Origin of the sequence: Aliirhizobium cellulosilyticum (assembly GCF_014198105.1) — a bacterium.
Taxonomy (GTDB): domain Bacteria; phylum Pseudomonadota; class Alphaproteobacteria; order Rhizobiales; family Rhizobiaceae; genus Neorhizobium; species Neorhizobium cellulosilyticum.
Map to the genome: position 1 here is coordinate 478,252 of NZ_JACIGW010000001.1, position 13,971 is coordinate 492,222.

General features: G+C 60.3%; 9 protein-coding genes. 3 read left to right on the plus strand and 6 right to left on the minus strand.

Features of this window, described 5'->3' with window-relative positions:
* Positions 1 to 35: 35 nt before the first annotated feature.
* From GGE33_RS02080 to GGE33_RS02090, 3 genes are read right to left on the minus strand one after another with little or no spacing between them, the layout of a single operon-like run.
* Positions 36 to 914 (minus strand): transglutaminase family protein, encoded by an 879-nt coding sequence (locus GGE33_RS02080; protein WP_183821069.1) that lies wholly within the window; start codon positions 912 to 914, stop codon positions 36 to 38.
* Between the two features lie 21 nt (positions 915 to 935).
* Complete coding sequence (locus tag GGE33_RS02085) at positions 936 to 3,326, minus strand: circularly permuted type 2 ATP-grasp protein (RefSeq protein ID WP_183822253.1); 2,391 nt, start codon at positions 3,324 to 3,326, stop codon at positions 936 to 938.
* Positions 3,327 to 3,362: 36 nt separating this feature from the next.
* Positions 3,363 to 6,716, minus strand: coding sequence for a transglutaminase family protein (locus tag GGE33_RS02090; RefSeq protein WP_183821070.1), 3,354 nt, complete (start codon positions 6,714 to 6,716; stop codon positions 3,363 to 3,365).
* Between the two features lie 350 nt (positions 6,717 to 7,066).
* Between GGE33_RS02090 and GGE33_RS02095 the strand changes: the two genes are divergently transcribed.
* Together GGE33_RS02095 and GGE33_RS02100 are read left to right on the plus strand one after the other, a co-directional pair.
* Positions 7,067 to 8,872 carry an ABC transporter ATP-binding protein/permease gene (locus tag GGE33_RS02095; RefSeq protein WP_183685253.1) on the plus strand — a complete coding sequence of 602 codons (1,806 nt, stop codon included), beginning with the start codon at positions 7,067 to 7,069 and terminating at the stop codon, positions 8,870 to 8,872.
* Positions 8,869 to 9,603 carry a DUF1003 domain-containing protein gene (locus GGE33_RS02100; RefSeq protein WP_183821071.1) on the plus strand — a complete coding sequence of 245 codons (735 nt, stop codon included), beginning with the start codon at positions 8,869 to 8,871 and terminating at the stop codon, positions 9,601 to 9,603. The genes GGE33_RS02095 and GGE33_RS02100 overlap by 4 nt, the downstream gene beginning before the upstream one ends.
* Before the next feature lie 4 nt (positions 9,604 to 9,607).
* Here GGE33_RS02100 and GGE33_RS02105 read toward each other — a convergent pair whose 3' ends face one another.
* Entirely contained in the window at positions 9,608 to 10,489 is an 882-nt protein-coding gene (locus GGE33_RS02105; RefSeq protein ID WP_343062192.1) for a DMT family transporter, read from the minus strand.
* Between the two features lie 114 nt (positions 10,490 to 10,603).
* Positions 10,604 to 11,176, minus strand: a complete 573-nt coding sequence (locus GGE33_RS02110) for a TetR/AcrR family transcriptional regulator (protein ID WP_148143423.1) — start codon at positions 11,174 to 11,176, stop codon at positions 10,604 to 10,606.
* A gap of 138 nt (positions 11,177 to 11,314) precedes the next feature.
* Between GGE33_RS02110 and GGE33_RS02115 the strand changes: the two genes are divergently transcribed.
* Complete coding sequence (locus GGE33_RS02115) at positions 11,315 to 11,872, plus strand: DUF308 domain-containing protein (protein WP_148143425.1); 558 nt, start codon at positions 11,315 to 11,317, stop codon at positions 11,870 to 11,872.
* On the opposite strand, the gene GGE33_RS02120 is transcribed toward GGE33_RS02115, so the two are convergent.
* The gene (locus tag GGE33_RS02120) at positions 11,869 to 13,938 is read right to left on the minus strand and encodes an ATP-dependent helicase (RefSeq protein ID WP_183685252.1); all 2,070 of its coding nucleotides are present in this window, start codon (positions 13,936 to 13,938) and stop codon (positions 11,869 to 11,871) included. The two genes, GGE33_RS02115 and GGE33_RS02120, sit on opposite strands and share 4 nt — an antisense overlap.
* Between the last annotated feature and the right edge of the window lie 33 nt (positions 13,939 to 13,971).

Consider the following 13,971-nt stretch of genomic DNA (forward strand, 5'->3'; position numbering starts at 1 on the left):
TTTAGTGATCAGCCAGAATCAGCACCAAAACGGGTCTATTTGACCGGAATTACGTCAACGGCCTGATCGGCCTTCTGATTTCCGTAACCTTTAAGCACTCCGATGACCGGTGCGACATCGGAATAATCACGTCCGTAACCGACGACGATGTGGTCGCTGCCGGCTGGAATATTGTTGGTCGGGTCGAGTTCGACATAGCCCAGTGCATCGCCGCACCAGACGCGCACCCACGCATGCATGGCGTCGGCCCCTTCAAGCCGTTCCTTGCCCGGCGGCGGGATGGTACGCAGGAAGCCGGAGACGTACCCGGCCGGTATGCCGAGGCTGCGCAGCGCCACGATCATCACATGGGAGAAATCCTGGCAGACGCCGCGTTTCAGCTTGAAGGCTTCCTTTGGCGTGGTGTCGACCGTCGTTGCCTCGGCATCGTATTTGAAATCCTTGTGGATGCGGGTGCAGAGTGCGGCGGCGATCTCGCGCACCGTCTGTCCAGGCTTCACCGCTTCGCGCGCGTAAGCCGCAATTGCTGGTTCCTCCGGTAATCTGGGGCTGGAGCCGGTAAAATGATGCGGCGAGGACGGGTCGACGGACCAGACTTCGGCCAGTTCCGTGCGCAATACGTCGAGCGTCGGGGAAAGATCCGCCTGCATGGTCGGCGCGTCGACCATGACACGGGCCTGCATGCGGATATCCAGTCGGTCATGCGGGGCGCGGACTAGAACCGATGTCGCCTGCTGGCCGAAGAAATCGATGAAGGTGACCCTTTCGTCGGTTGCCGGCGAGACGGTGACCGAGCCTGCGATCAGGCGCTGGCGATCTGGCAGCGACAGCGGCAGAAGCCGGATGACATGGCGAGCACCGGAGGCCGGCACATCATAGGCATAACCCATGTGGAGAGAGAGGTCGTAGAGCATTCGTCGTTCCTCCCCTTCAACTCAACTGCAATAGGTCCGGCCGAGAAGATCGGAGAGGTTCTCCAGATCCTTTTCCAGCCTGCGATAGACATCCTCGTTCATCGTCTCCGGTGTCATCACCGCCAGCCCGGAATGAAGGCGCATGGCCTCGCGATAGAAGGGCGACATCTGGCCGTTTTCGAAGGCGTTGGGCAGTTTTTCCACTTCAGTGCGGATCTCGTTCAGCTGGAACAGGATCGAGCGCGGGTTGAGCGGATCGAGCGCGAGCAGATCGTTGACCGTGAGACGCGCCGTGTTGACGTTGTAGCGGCGGCGGTGGGTCATGACGCTGTCGCCAATCTCCAGCAGCATGTCGAGCGAACCGTCGGGCGCATCCGGGCCGGAAAGGTGGGCCAACATGCGCGTCATGTGCAGGCCGCGCTCCAGGTGGCGGCCGATGGACAGGAAGCGCCATCCGGTGAAGCGATACATGTTTTCATGCACGAGACCGGCAAAACCGGCGAGCTTGCGCAGAAGAATGGTTGCGGCGTGAGCTGCGTCATCACCCGGTTGAGCCGCTTCATGGAAGCGCTTGGCGGTCTTGGCCAGATCGGTTAGCGCCAGCCAGCCATCCGGCGAGAAACGGTCGCGGATATTGCTGGCGGAATAGATGGCGCTGTTGATGTTGGCAAGCAGTGGTTCGGGCACGGCCTTAACCATGTCCATATCGACCGACTTCAGATAGCGGGTTACATCGGCAAGCAGAGGCGCATTCGGATCCGCCGATTCCGCGTAACGCAGATGCCAGGAGCGCAATATGCGCAACGCGCCTTCGGCCCGTTCGATATAGCGGCCGAGCCAATAGAGGTTGTCGGCGGCCCGGCTCGGCAGCGAGCCCGGCATGTTGCGGGTAAAACTCTCTTCCGGTGGCAGCAGCGTCGATTTCGATACCGGCTTGTCGGAGACGATCCAGACGTCGGCTGCCGCACCACCCGACTGCATGGCGATCGCGGCGACATCGTCGCCGGTGCCGATACGGGCAAAGCCGCCGGGCATGATTTCCCAGCCGTTTTCGGTTCGGGCTGCGAAGACGCGCAGCGACATCGGCCGCGGCGTCAGCTTGCCATCGACCCAGGTCGGCGTCGTCGACAGGGTCACGACTTCCTGGCCGACGAGTTTCCCGCCTTCGCTGGCCAGCCAGTCCCCGACCGCGTCCTTCGCGGTTTCGCGCAGCGACGAGCCGAGTACGGACTGACTGTTGTCGTCGAAGAAGGGCAAGCGGGAATAGGCAGGGCCGATCACCATGCGCTCGATATTCTTCGCCACATGCTCACGCTCGGATGGCTGGCCGCACCACCATGTGGCGATCGACGGCAGGATCGGGTCTTCGCCGAGCAGGCGACGGCAGATGGTCGGCGCGAAGGCGAGAAGCGCACGGGTTTCCAGAATGCCTGAGCCGAGAGCGTTGACCAGGGTCAGCGAGCCGGAGCGCAGTGCCTGCACCATGCCCGGAGTGCCGATATGCGAGTTCTGGTCGAGCTCCAGCGGATCGGCATAGGAGGCATCGAGGCGGCGCCAGAGCACGCCGACCGGTTTGAGGCCGGCGACGGTGCGAACCATGACGCGGTTGTTGACGACGGTCAGATCCTCGCCTTCGAGCAGCATGAAGCCGAGATAACGAGCGATATAAGCGTGTTCGAAATAGGTTTCGTTGGCGGGGCCGGGCGAGAGGACGGCGATCCTGTCATCCGGATATTGCTTGCGCGATTGAAGCGCATCGCGGAAGGCGCCGAAGAAGGAGGCGAGGCGATGGACGTGAGTTTCGCCATAGATGTCGGAGAAGGCGCGGGTGGTGGCGACGCGGTTTTCCAGTGCGAAACCTGCGCCTGAAGGCGCCTGGGTGCGGTCTGCCAGAACCCACCAGTTGCCATCCGGGCCACGGCCAATCTCGAAGGAGCAGAAATGCAGGTAATGGCCGCCGACCGGCTTTACGCCCACGAGCGGACGCAGGAATTCGGGATTGGCGGCAATCAGTTGCGGTGGAAGAAAACCTTCCTGCACCAGCCGGTTTTCACCATAGATATCGCCAATCATCGCCTCGAGCAGATCGGCACGCTGCTGCAGGCCGCGAGAGATGTTCTGCCACTCGTCTTCCTGAATCAGGACCGGGATATGCGAGAGCGGCCAGTTGCGCTCGCCGGTGCCGGCGGGACCGGTACCGCCATAGGTGCGGTAGAAGACACCGGCATCGCGCAGATAACGGTCGGCGCGGGCAAAACGCTCGTAAAGATCGCCTTCCGAAAGACGGCTCAGATGGGCGATGAGATTCTGCCAGACGGGTTTGATCTCGCCCTTGGCATCGAGCATCTCGTCGGCCACGCCGGGGAGCGCGGCATAACCGAGGATCGGATCGTGTTCGATCTCCTCATCCATGCGTCGTTCGCTCGCCGTGCCAGTCGTCAAATCGCGTCATACTCCTTGCGGCCGGCGGAGATCGAGCGTCAGGGGGAATTCGGGCGAAGGCGTCTCCGGCAAAAGGGGATAAAATCCCGCCGTGTGACCCCAGGGCTCGAACCGCGCCAGACGCCGCGCTTCCGCCTCGTTGCCGTTCACCGGGAAGGTCTCATAATTGCGGCCGCCCGGATGCGCAACATGATATCTGCAGCCGCCAATCGCGCGGCCAGACCATGTATCATAAATGTCGAATGTGAGCGGTGTATTAACCGGCAATACGGGGTGCAGGCCGGACCTCGGTTGCCATGCCTTGAAACGCACACCGGCGACCGAGACTCCGGACTGGGCGGTTTCTCTCAAAGGTACCGCGCGGCCGTTGCAGCTGACGGTGTAGCGAGACGGATTGGAGGTTTCGAGCCTGACCTGCAGGCGCTCGACCGATGAGTCGACGTAACGGACTGTGCCGCCTATAGCGCCCTGTTCGCCCATGACATGCCAGGGTTCAAGCGCCTGCCTAAGTTCCAGCTTGGCACCTTCGTATTCCACCTCGCCGAAGAAGGGGAAGCGGAATTCAAGCTGCGCCTCGAACCATTCGGGCCTGAGGTCAAAACCGTTTTCGCGCAGGTCCTGCAGCACATCCATGAAATCGGCCCAGATGTAGTGGCCGAGCATGAAGCGGTCCGCGAGCGCCGTGCCCCAGCGGGTGAACTTGCCCTGCAAAGGGTTCTTCCAGAAACGAGCGATCAGCGCTCGGACGAGAAGCTGCTGGGCAAGCGACATGCGGGCGTTCGGCGGCATCTCGAAACCGCGGAACTCGACAAGGCCGAGACGGCCGGTCGGGCCATCGGGTGAAAACAGCTTGTCGATGCAGATTTCCGAACGATGGGTGTTGCCGGTGACGTCGGTCAGCAGGTTGCGGAACAGACGGTCGACCAGCCATGGCAGCGGCGGTACGCCTTGACCGGGAGCGGGAACCTGCGCCAGCGCAATCTCCAGCTCGTAAAGACTATCGTGTCGGGCTTCGTCGATCCGCGGTGCCTGCGAAGTCGGGCCGATGAAGAGGCCGGAGAAGAGATAGGACAGCGACGGGTGGCGCTGCCAGTGCAGGACCAGGCTCTTCAAAAGGTCGGGGCGGCGCAGGAACGGGCTGTCATTCGGATTGGCGCCGCCGACCACGACATGGTTGCCGCCGCCGGTGCCGGTGTGGCGGCCGTCGATCATGAACTTGTCGGCGCCGAGGCGGCTCTGGCGAGCCTCCTCATAGATCGCGGTGGTGATGTCTACGGTCTCCTTCCAGCTTGAGGCCGGATGGATGTTCACCTCGATGACGCCGGGATCGGGGGCGACGCGGATGACGTTGATGCGCTCGTCATGCGGCGGTGCGTAGCCCTCGATATGGACCGGCAGGGTCAGCCTGGCGGCGGCATTTTCGGCGGCTGCAATCAGTTCGAGATAGTCCTCGATCTTCTCGACAGGCGGCATGAAGACACAAAGCCGTCCATCGCGCGGCTCGACGGAAATTGCCGTGCGGACCGCGCCGCCAATCTCACCCAGTGTCTGCTCGATACGGCCAAGATTGGTCGGGTCGCCCGCCTTGAAGGAGGATTCCGGCATGGCCCGACCTTGCGATGGATGCCCGGCGGGTACGAACGTATCCGGCAATGCGCCGCGTGGGATCGACGGGTCGGCCTCATGAATATAGGGAAACTGGGGTGGCGGAATATAGGGCAGGGTGCCGAGCGGCAGGCGATAACCGACCGGGCTGTCGCCGGGAACAAGGAAGATGCGGCCTCGGCGGGTGCGCCATTTTTCGCTGATCCAGCGACGACTGACAGGCGCCCCGCTAGCCTGTGCATTCCATGCCTGAACGGGCAGAACGTGGCCGGTGGGTTTGGTCAGGCCGCGTTCGAAGACACGGGCAATGCGATTGCGCTCTTCCGGATCCTTGAGCTTCGAATTGGACGGGTCGACATTGTCGGGCAGCGAGCCTTCCTTGATGATCCACTCCGCCGGGTCTTCATAGGCCGGCACCACCATTTCGGCTGCGATGCCGAGTTCGCCGGCCAATGCCGTCAGAAACTTTTCTGAATCATCCTCGCCGGCGCCATGGTCGCCGCCTTCCTGTGCCACGAGGTTCGGGTCATTCCAGATCGGCTTGCCGTCCTTGCGCCAGTAGAGCGAGAAGGTCCAGCGGGGAAGGCTTTCGCCGGGATACCACTTGCCCTGGCCATAATGGAGAAAGCCGCCGGGGGCGAATTTTTCGCGCAGGCGTCGGATCAGGATGTCGGCCTTTTCGCGCTTGGTCGGGCCGACGGCATCCGTGTTCCATTCCTCCGACTCGAAATCGTCGATGGAGACGAAGGTCGGCTCGCCGCCCATGGTGAGGCGGACGTCCTGTGATGACAGGACGCGGTCCACCTGTTCTCCGAGATCGTTCAGCGCGTCCCAGCTTTCATCGGAAAACGGCTTGGTGATGCGCGGGTGCTCGGCGACGCGGGTGACGTTCATGGCGAAGTCGAAAGATGTTTCGGCCTCGCCGAAATAACCGCCGGAGATCGGCGCCGCGTTGCGGTAATGCGGCGTTGCGGCCAGCGGAATATGGCTTTCTCCGGTGAGAAGACCGGAGGTCGGATCGAGGCCGACCCAGCCCGCGCCGGGCAGATAGACTTCGCACCAGGCGTGAAGGTCGGTGAAATCCACCTCGGTGCCGGAGGGGCCGTCGAGGGCTTTCAGGTCCGGGGTGAGCTGAATGAGATAGCCGGAGACGAAACGTGTGGCGAAGCCGAGATTGCGCAGGATCTGGACGAGCAGCCAGCTCGTGTCGCGGCAGGAGCCGAGTGCTGCCGTCAGCGTCTCTTCCGGCGTCTGGACGCCGGGTTCCATGCGGATGACGTAACTGATGGCCTGCTGCAGGCGCGCATTGATGCCGACGATCATGTCGACCGTTGGCTGGTCCGGCGACATGTCGAAATGCTTCAGATATTCGACCAGGGCAGGGCCGGGCGGCTCGGGGATCATGTAGATCGAGAGGTCCTCGATCAGGTCTTCAGGATATTTGAACGGCCATCTGGTGGCCTCTTCCTCGACGAAGAAATCGAAGGGGTTGTAGACCGTCATGTCGGCGACAAGATCGACCTCGATCTTGAATTCCGTTACCGGGTCCGGGAAAACGAACCGCGCGAGATAGTTACCGTAGGGATCCTGCTGCAGGTTTACAAAATGGTTTTCCGGCGTGACCTTCAGCGAATGCGACAGCACTTTCGTGCGCGAATGGGCGGCGGGTTTCAGGCGGATGATCTGGGGTCCGAGGCGGACGGGCTTGTCGTATTTGTAATGGGTGAGATGATAGATGCTTGCCTTGATCGACATGCTGTCCCTTCGAATGCCCTTATCCGGGCGCTCCCGTTTTCCCCTTTCGGGGCGTTCCCGCGGATGCTGTTTTTCGGCCTCGTTCAGCGGGCCGGTGCATCACTATTGCAACTAAGTTTGTGCAATGCAGAAGAAGAAAGCAAGGACGATTGCGCGGTTATCTCTCGGATGGAATAGGGCGAGCTCGATTTATTGGAGGGCGTTCTTCCGAATCGTTACGACAATTCCCGATATAAGGTGATGACAATCGGAAACCGAAGGTGAAGCCTCTTCGCCTGTACAACCCTTTACCGCGTGGTAAGTCTGCAGGAAGCATAGAGTCATGACATTGCGAGAGGAGACAGTCGCAGATGTCTAAAGCGGCCGCAGCAGCATCCGAACCTTACGAACTTCCGCTTTCCGGCCAACTTCGCATGATGATTGGGGCATTCTGGGCTTCACCGGTGCGTCGTCATCTTCTTCTGCTGGCGGCCGCGTTGCTGATCATCATTATTGCCACAACCTATGCGACCTATCGTCTGAACGAGTGGAACGGGCCTTTCTACGACTCGTTGGAACGGCGTGATATGGCCGGGTTCCTTCAGCAGCTCGGCGTATTCGCCATTATTGCGATTTCACTCACATTGCTCAATGTCATCCAGACATGGCTCAACCAGACCACTGCGCTGAAAATGCGCGAGGGGTTGGCGCGTGATCTTGCCAATGTCTGGCTGACGCCGGGGCGGGCGCTGAAGCTTGCGGGTGCGGGATCGATCGCCAACAATCCTGACCAGCGATTGCACGAAGATACCCGCATCCTGGCAGAGAACACCACGGCGCTGGCTATCGGCCTGGTCAATTCAACCATCCTGCTCGGTAGCTTCATCGGCGTGCTCTGGGCAATCTCGACGGATTTCGGCTTCAATATCGCCGGTCATCACGTCGTCATTCCCGGTTACATGCTCTGGGCAACCATCCTTTATGCGCTGACCGGTTCAGTACTCAGCAATGTCGTCGGCAGCATGCTGGCAAGGCTCAATGCCGATCGTTATGCACGCGAGGCGGATCTTCGCTCCGCGCTAGTCCGTGCCAATGAGAACCTGAAGCCGATCACGCTTGCCCGGGGCGAGCCGAGCGAGCTTGCCCGCGTGCAGGATGCGATCGGCGGCGTGCTCGGCATGCTGCGCAAGCTTGCCTGGGCGCTGACCAATCTCACATGGGTCTCGTCCGGTTTCGGTTGGCTGGCGCTTGTGGCGCCGATCATCATTGCCTCGCCGATGTATTTTTCCGGCGAACTGACATTCGGCGGTTTGATGATGGCGGTTGGGGCGTTTAACCAGGTGAATACGGCTTTGCGCTGGTATGTGCAGAATTTCAGCGTCATCGCCGACTGGCGGGCCACACTCGCCCGCGTTTCCTTTTTCCGCAATGCGTTGCTGATGGCCGATACACCTGCAAAGGAGGGCCAAGTCATCAACTACCAGCATGGCGTAGAAGGCGATGGGGTTTCTGTGACGGGTGTCGAAGTTTATGGCGAGCCGGACAAGGCAGCCGACGGGCACGGCATCAAACTGAAAGAAAATGGGTTCACGGTCGAACCCGGAGAGCGGGTGATGGTCAATGGAGATCCGGGTACGGATCGCCATCTATTCTTCCAGGCGCTGGCCGGGATATGGCCCTGGGGTAAAGGCGAAATCCGGCTGCCTCAGGCAGAAAGGATGATCCTGATGCCCCAGGAAGGCTATCTGCCGACTGCGAAGCTGCGTGAGGTCATTACCTACCCATCAGGTATTCCCGATGTCACCGACGAGGCGTTGAAGGCTGCTCTGCTGCAAGTGGGTCTCGACCGTTATGTCGGACAACTGGACAAGGTAGAGCGCTGGGATCGGGTCCTCGACAAGGAGGAGGAGGCGGCGTTGCAGGTGGCGAATGCCGTTCTGCGCAAACCGGACTGGCTCGTCATGGACGACGTCCTGGAAGGGTTGGAGCCGGAGGTGCGCGTGCAACTGATCGGTGTTCTCGAAGGCCTTGAAGGCACGACCCTCATCTATGTCGGTCGCTCGGAAGACTTCGCCAATCGGTTCAAGCCGAAGATCTACCATGTTGCGCCGCTTCATCCGAACGGGGGGAATGGAAATGTGCTAGACAGCGCCCCAAACGACGGTGAAACTGCATGAATAATCACTCCTCGCTCGCCAAAAACGGACAGGCCAAGACTGGACAATGTATCGTCTGCGGCCGGACCTTTCCGCTGTCCAAGCTGCACAAGGCCGGCAGTCTCAGGCCGCATCTCTACGAGATGATTGCCGAGGAGGTTAAAGACTGCGCTCCCACCAGTCTGATCTGCGACGAGGATCTTGCGCGCTTTCGGCGCCGCTATGTCGAGCAGCTTCTGGAAGAGGAGCGTGGCGAGCTTTCCGATCTCGACCGACATGTTCTGGACAGTTTCGAGAAGGGCACGCTGACGGTGCAAACGGACTCTGCCGCGGCAGCGGACAGGAAGTCCAGCTTCGGGGAGCGTGTTGCCGATAAGGTGGCGTCCTTCGGCGGTTCGTGGACTTTCATCCTGTCCTTTATCGCCGTTCTGGTGATCTGGATGGCGATGAATGTCATCGGCGTTTTTGCCAGGCCTTTCGACCCGTATCCGTTCATTCTTCTCAATCTCGTTCTCTCCTGCCTTGCCGCTCTGCAAGCGCCGGTCATCATGATGAGCCAGAAGCGGCAGGAGGAGAAAGACAGGCTTCGTGCCGAAAACGACTACATGATCAATCTGCGCGCCGAACTTGAAATCCGGCAATTGCACGAGAAGATCGACCACCAGATGGCCAAGCAATGGGAACGGCTAGCGGAGTTGCAGCAGATCCAGATCGAACTTCTGGAAAAGCGCGACGACCCGAGACATGGATGAACCTCTAATTCGGTGTCTGTGGGATGCGACCGGCGTTCGGCCGGCGCAGGTTGAAGAGGTTGCCGGTCAGGATAAGCGCCGCGCCGACCGCCATCAGGGCGTCTACCCCTTCGGAATACATGAAATAGCCAATTACGGCCGAGAGCGGCACGCGCAGATAGTCCATCGGCATCGCCACCGTCGCATCAGCGTGGGAAAGCGCCTTGGCCAGGCAGAAATGTGCGAAAGTTCCGGTAAATGCGATGATGAAGATCCACGGCCAGACACCGGCTGACGGCCAGGTCCAGACGGGCAGTGCGGGAATGAGGCCGATGATCGACTGGATGATCAGCATCCAGAAGATGATCTTCGTGGCACTGTCCGTTCGCGTCAGGAACTTCGTTGCGATGAACGAGACGGCAAAGAAGAAGGCCGCACCAAGCACGACCAGATGGCCGGGATCAAGCGGTACTGCACCTGGCTTGATGATCAGCAGCACGCCGACCAGGCCGAAGCCGATGGCCACGCATTTGCGCCAGGTCAGGCGTTCGCCAAGGAACGCCGCTGCCATCAGGGCTGCCCAGATCGGTGCGGTGAATTCGATGGCGATCACCTGAGCCAGCGGGATCATGGTGATCCCCATCAACCAGGTGAACTGGCCGACATAATGGGCGATGTTACGGGCGATATGAGCCGGCAGGATGCGTGTGCGCATGGCCTTGAAGCCGCCCTCACGATACACGAACGGGAGAAGCATGACGAAGGCGATGACCGAACGCATTTCCATCGCCTGGAAAACGTCGATCTCACGCGTGACCTCTCGCCCGGAAACCGCCATGAGCAGGAAGAGGGCAATTGATGCCATCATCCATCCGGCTGCCTTTGCGATCGATTGTGTATTCTCCACCCGTATTTCCTCCTGCGGCATGCTCGTTCGGCAATGCCCTATAGGGTTTCAGTGGCTAATGGAAATGGCCTTTTCGCCACAGAGGAAGGCATCGTTCGAGGGCGGAGGAAACTCCTACGCCGAAAGCCGTCGCAGCTGCGAACCGATGATGGCAGCAAATATCTCAGGTTTGCCGAGTGCCCGTGCTGAAAGCATCGCGCCATGGACGCATGCCATGAGTATCTGCGCTTCTTCCTCTGGCGTTCCTCTCAATCTGAACTGTCCCTGCTCAGTGCCGGCCTTCAGGACGGAGGTCAGCCAATGGCCCAGATTTTCGAAATGCCGTCTGACATGCAAGGCGACCTCTTCCGGCAGAAGCTCCATTTCGCTTGCCAGCATCGCGCAAACGCAGAAAGGCTCCGAAGCTTCGACGATGCAGGATCGCCAGTGTTGGAAATAAGCCTGTAACTGGTCGGCCGGGTTTGGGAGATTGGCGGAGACAGCATTCAGGCCATCTTCTGCCTGTTTTGCATATCGTTGCAGCAGGACGGACGCGAGATGCGCCTTGGTAGGAAAATGGTGATGAATGCTCGCCTTGCGAATACCGACCGCGGTTGAAATATCGGCATAGCTGAAGCCGTTATAGCCGCCGGCCACGATCAGCGCCTGCGCTGTGTCGAGAATTTTTTCCGAAGTCGTCTGTTCCATAAAGCTGCCTACCTCCCAGTCGGAAGGCCGTCAAGAATTGCGGGCTGCCATGCTCGCAAAGTTGTGAGGGCCGGTTCGGATTGACTCTTTTCAGTCTATCTACCTATTAGTAGGTAGGCAATAAATGAGGATCTTATCATGTCTGTTCAATCCCCCACGCAGTCGAGCTGGCTGCGATCCTATTATTTCGTACGCGCGCTCTTTTCGATCGCCTGGATTGGCGCTGCAGTTCTGGCTCAAGGCCAGATCGCGGCGGCATCGCTGCTACTGGTGATTTACCCGGCCTGGGATGCGATGGCCAATCTTGCCGATGCCCGCGCCAATGGCGGGCTTGCGGCCAACCGCTCGCAAATGCTGAATGTCGTTGCCAGCAGTGTCATGACAGTTGTGGTCATCTTCGCAGTGATGAAGAGCAGTTATGCCGTACTTGCAGTCTTCGGCCTCTGGGCAATCCTGTCCGGGCTGCTGCAGCTTTATACAGGTGTGCGGCGCTGGCGGATTGCCGGGGCCCAATGGGTGATGATCCTCAGCGGCGCACAATCCACGCTCGCAGGCGGGTTCATGATCAGCCGTTCAGTTGCCGATGCCGTGCCGACCATTCTCGATATCGTCCCTTATGTCGGCTTCGGCGCCTTCTATTTCCTGCTGTCCGGACTGTGGCTGACCGTAGCAGCCTACAGGCAGGCAAAGGCCTAACGCCACATGCCGCGCATGCGGGCAGTGACGTCTATCCGCACCTGTTGACGATGTTGCCGTTCGGCATCCGACATGGGGGCAACCACCGGCCAGGCCGAGGTTTCGAAGAACTGCAGCAGTGTTGCCGGAATGAAGCGGGTGCGGGCGGCATAGATATGCCGGTCGCCCTGCGAATGCTGTCCATGAACGAAGAAGCGCTGCGGTGTGATGACGTGGAGATGATCCTTGGCGCGGGTCATCGCCACGTAAAGCAGGCGGCGTTCCTCCTCGATCTCGGCTGTCGATCCGACGCCGAGATCGGATGGGATGCAGCCATCGACGCAGTTCAGCAGGAAGACCGAGCGCCATTCCTGGCCCTTGGCCGAGTGAATGGTCGAGAGGATCATGTAATCCTCATCGAGCAGCGGCACACCAGCCTGATCGCTGGTCGCATCCGGCGGATCAAGCGTCAGTTCGGTGAGGAACCGTTCGCGCGAGGCGTAACCCGAGGCGATCTGTTCGAGTTGCAGAAGGTCCGCCTTGCGGGTTTCTGCGTCCTCGTGGACGCGTTCGAGATGCGGCTGGTACCATTCGCGCGCCGTGCCGATTTCCGCCGGCCAGCCTTCGTTTTTGCGGATGGCAGTCAGCATTTCGATGAAGGCAGGCCAGTCTGCTCCGGAACGGGGCGGGGCGGGGATTTCCTGCAGGGCCGCGAGCGGCTCCGGATCGGTCGCGATTGCATCGAGGATCTTGCCGGCAGTCTGCGGACCGATGCCGGGGATCAGTTGCATCAGCCGGAAGCCGGCAACGCGGTCGCGCGGGTTCTGGGCGAAACGCAGCGCCGCCAGCATGTCCTTCACATGGGCGCTGTCCAAAAACTTCAGGCCGCCGAATTTGACGAAGGGAATGTTGCGGCGGGTGAGTTCCACTTCCAGCGGGCCGGAATGGTGCGAGGCGCGAAACAGCACGGCCTGCTGTTTCAAGCTCATGCCGGTCTCGCGATTTTCCAGCACCTTCTCGACGATGTAATTGGCCTGTTCCGTCTCGTCTTTCACGGCAACGAGGCGCGGGCGCTCTTCCGACTGGCGGTCGGTCCAGAGGTTCTTGGTAAAGCGTTCGCGTGCAAGCTCGATCACGCCGTTTGCAGCGGCAAGGATCGTGTTAGTCGAACGATAATTGCGGTCCAGCGTGACGATATTGGCCGGTGGATCGAACGTATTGGGGAAATCGAGAATGTTTCGGATCGTCGCGGCGCGGAACGAATAGATCGATTGCGCGTCGTCGCCGACGACAGTCAGGCCATGCCCGCCGGGTTTCAGCCCCATCAGGATCGAGGATTGCAGCCGGTTCGTGTCCTGATATTCGTCGACCATGACGTGGTCGAAACGGGCGCCGACATCTTCGGCGATAGACGGTTCGCTCATCATCTGCGCCCAGTAGAGCAGCAGGTCGTCGTAATCGAGGACGTTCTGGGTTTGCTTGGCTTCCACATAGGATGCGAAGAGTTCGCGCAGCTGTTTTTCCCAGGCCTGGCACCATGGGAACGAGGTTTTCAGCACTTCGTCGAGCGGCGTTTCGGAATTGACCGCACGGGAGTAGATGGCGAGGCAGGTGCCCTTGGTCGGGAACCGGCTTTCCATCTTGGAGAAACCCAGCTCATGGCGCACGAGGTTCATCAGGTCGGCGGAATCTTCCCGGTCGTGAATGGTGAAATCCGGGTCGAGGCCAATCTGGTAGGCGTAGATGCGCAACAAGCGCGAGCCGATGCCGTGAAACGTGCCGGCCCAGGCGAGCGCATCGGACATGATGCCGCCATTCGCGCCCATAACCTGCTTGCAGATGCGTTCGACACGGCGGCCCATTTCGGTGGCCGCGCGGCGGGAAAAGGTCATCAGCAGAATGCGGCGCGGATCGGCGCCCGAGACGATCAGGTGGGCAACGCGATGTGCGAGCGTGTTGGTCTTGCCCGAGCCAGCGCCGGCGATCACCAGAAGCGGACCGGCGGGACCGCCATTCGGGACGTCCGAACCATGCTCGACAGCACGGCGCTGGGCGTCATTGAGTTTTTCCAGATAGGCGACCGACATCAAATTCCGCAAGTTGTTCCCGATGTGTTCGTT